The sequence below is a fragment of the Bacillus sp. JJ1764 genome (assembly GCF_036962145.1).
GTDB lineage: Bacteria > Bacillota > Bacilli > Bacillales > Cytobacillaceae > Neobacillus.
In genome coordinates this window covers 1-3,619 of record NZ_JBALNY010000190.1, presented here as the reverse complement: position 1 = coordinate 3,619, position 3,619 = coordinate 1, and the positions used below count along the sequence as shown (strand labels likewise).

General features: G+C 28.7%; 2 protein-coding genes. Both read left to right on the top strand.

Going from position 1 to position 3,619, the window contains the following annotated elements; translation table 11 throughout:
* On the top strand, positions 1-2,062 hold a 2,062-nt coding region (locus tag V7083_RS21000), incomplete at its 5' end, for an AAA family ATPase (protein ID WP_335481630.1).
* 354 nt (positions 2,063-2,416) lie between these two features.
* Positions 2,417-3,619: hypothetical protein (locus V7083_RS20995; RefSeq protein WP_335481627.1), on the top strand; the 1,203-nt coding region annotated here is incomplete at its 3' end.

Below are 3,619 nucleotides of genomic sequence, written 5' to 3'. Positions count from 1 at the left end.
TCGCATAGATAATCCAATTAAAGGTATATTTACGTTAGGTAAGGACTCAGTCGATTTAAAAGCAACAATAGATGATCTAAAGGAAAAGATACGTAGTCACCAGGATGATATAAAAAGATTAAGCGGCATATATGATGACAAGAAAAAGGAAAAAGAAGACGTAATAGATGAGTTTAAAGAGAAATGTTGGGAATTAAAAAGAGAAATTGATACTGGATTTAAAGATTTAATTGAGGGATTTAGAAACTCTAAAGATAAATTTATGCAAAAGTGCTTAGAGGAATCTAGTAATATGCAAAAAGAGTTAAAAACAATCGAAGAGATTAAACAAAAAAAGGAGTCTATTTTTGATCGGCCTGTTGAAAAAGTACAATTATTTAAAAGTATTTCTTATGAAGAGACTATAGAAAATTACCCCATTTTAAGACAAAAGATTATAGGTAAGGAAGATGTTGATATTGCTGATTTAATATCTAAATTAAACATCAGTGACTGGGTACAACAAGGAAGTATTCTTTTAAAAGAGACAGAAGGAATATGCCCTTTTTGTCAGCAAACGCTTCCTAGTGTATTTGAAGAAAAAATCAATAGTTATTTTGATCAAACTTATATAAAACAAATAGAAACTTTAACAAATACTTCTAAGGAATATCATCAGAGAATTGAATCCATATTAGCTGAGATAAGTGTATTAGTTGACCAACAAAATTCGTTTATTAATAAAGACAAACTTCAAGGATTACTTAGTTTAATTAAATCAAAGTATGAGGAAAACAAGATTCTACTCCAACAAAAGAAGAAGGAACCAAGTAGATCAGTAGAACTTGTCAAATTATCAAGTTTCCTAGAAGAAGTAAATGTAGAGATTACATATGCAAATAATAAAATTAATGAATATAATCGATTGATTGAGAATGTAAAGGTAGAAAAAGAAAATCTAATTAATGATATGTGGCGTTATATTGCTGAAAGAAATAAAACAAATATTGATAATTTTAACCGGAAAAACTCCAGGATTGAAAAGGCTATGACTGGTTTGGATCGTAGCCGGGAGACAAAAAAAGGTTATAAGAGACAATTTGAGGATGAACTACTGAATTATCAAGAAAAAGTTACTAGTGCTGAGCACTCGGTTAATGAGATAAATAATATCCTTAAATCGTTTGGCTTTAAAAACTTTAAATTGGCAACAACCTCTGAAAAAGGAAATTATAAAATTGTAAGAGAAAATGGTGAAGATGTTAAAGATACATTAAGTGAAGGGGAAAAGACTTTTATAACATTCCTGTATTTTTACCAACTTTTGAAAGGAAGTAATAATAAAGAAGATATCGTTACAGATAAGGTAGTCGTTATTGATGATCCTATTTCCAGTCTAGATAGTAACGTTTTGTTTATGGTGAGCAGCTTGGTTAGACAAATAATGTTCGATATAAAAAATAACTCCACAGACATTAAGCAATTGTTTATTTTTACTCATAATATTTATTTCCACAAAGAAATTACTTTCAATCAAGGGAAGAAAAGTTACGGTGAAGGAAGCTTCTGGATTGTTAGAAAAAGAAATAATAAATCCTATATCCAAAGGTATCAAGACAATCCTATAAAAACCTCATATGAATTGCTTTGGAAGGAATTAAAAATAAGAGAGAACCAAAGTATTGTCTCAATTCAAAATATTATGCGCAGAATTTTAGAAAATTATTTTAAGTTCTTCGGAAATATAAATATCGATGATTTAGAAGATAAATTTGAATATGAAGAGAAAGTTATGTGTCGCTCCTTGATTTCGTGGATAAATGATGGTTCACATTATATAAGTGAAGACTTGTTTGTTGAAGGTAATGAAGATGTAGCGGATAGGTACTTCGATGTTTTTAAAAAGATATTTTATATTCAGGATCATAAAGCTCATTTTGATATGATGATGGGTGATTATCAATATGAGTCAATTCATTTTAATAAAGATGGAGGAGCAGAAGAAATGGCAGAGGAACAGGAAGCCCAAACGGAGATTGAAATAGCAGTGAAGCAAGTTGCTAGTGGAAGTGAACAAATATAAATCCTTTTAAAGATTCCTTTATGTTAAATTTCGGTTTAGTCAGTTAAATGAGGAAAACTTCCAAGTACGAGTGCATTTGCAATTTGTCCATAAATTTAAGAATCAGGAGAATTGGAAGCTCTTGGTCATAAATGTAAATGAAATACAATAGCATATCTCTCAATGATTTCTATAGTAGATGATGAAGGCGCTAAGCATTTTGATAGTGTAATGTATTCCATTTTGTGGATAAGGTTTTATACTTAATTTGGTCTACAGTGCTATTTTTCTTTTTGCCTCCAATATTTTTTCCAAAATTGAATAATATACCTAAACAATCATTAATTATTGTCATAGAACAAGAAGGGAAAATCTATGAGTAGACTTCAAGCAATTGAAAATCGATTGAAGGAAATAAATGAAACAGTTTTTCAAGAATTATGCGATAGCTATTTAATTTTACGTAATTCAAATTATGCATCTTTTGCAAGGATAGGAAGTCAAACAGGAAAACAAAAGACTACTAAGGGTACACCGGATTCATATTTTTTATTGCCAGATGGTAAATATATGTTTGTTGAATACTCTACAAATATATCAGCTGGGATAAAAAAGTTAAAAGAGGACATTGAAAAGTGTCTTGATCAAGAGAAAACTGGTGTAGCCATTGAAAGTATTAAAGAAATTGTATTGTGTATGAATTTTAACTTAAAAATTGATTGCGTAAATGAATTAAATTCTTTAATAAAAGACAAAGATATTAAATTAACATTAATTACTCTGGATTTACTTGCTTTGGAATTACACTTACAACATCGTGATTTAGTTCATCAATATTTAGATCTAGCATTTGATACCGGCCAGATTGTTTCCCTTGTATCATTTATTAAAGAATATAATAAAGCTTCAAATGGTATAGCGACACCGTTAGATAATTCTTTTTTACATAGAGAAGAAGAAATGAATGAGTTGAAAGATGCAATACATACATTTGATTTTGTGATATTAAATGGTGCCGCAGGTGTGGGGAAAACTAAATTAGCCATAGAAACAATAAGAGATTTACTAATTGAGCATTCACACTACCAAGCATACTGTATTTCTTATAAAAATTTTGATTTATTACAAGACCTATTTGATTATTTTAATCCAAATAAAGATTATATTTTATTTGTTGATGATGCTAATAGGATAGATGCTTTTAATCTAATATTAGGCTTTTATAAGGCTGATAGAAAAGGAAAATTAAAAGTAGTTATTACCGTTAGAGATTATGCTTTAAATGAGATAAAAAATTTATGCAATAACTTATCTAAAACGGTATTGAATATTGAAAAACTTAAGGATGAACAAATAGAAGATATAATAGAAGCTGAACCTTTTAATATTTATAATGAAAAATATCAAAATGAAATAATAGCAATTGCAGATGGTAATCCTAGAATTGCTATAATGGCGGCATTATTAGCTATTGAAAAACAGGATTTGTCTGTACTGCACAATGTTTCTGAACTTTTTGAGAAATACTTTACAACTTTTATTAACGATAAAATATATATAGAAGATAAATTTACCATC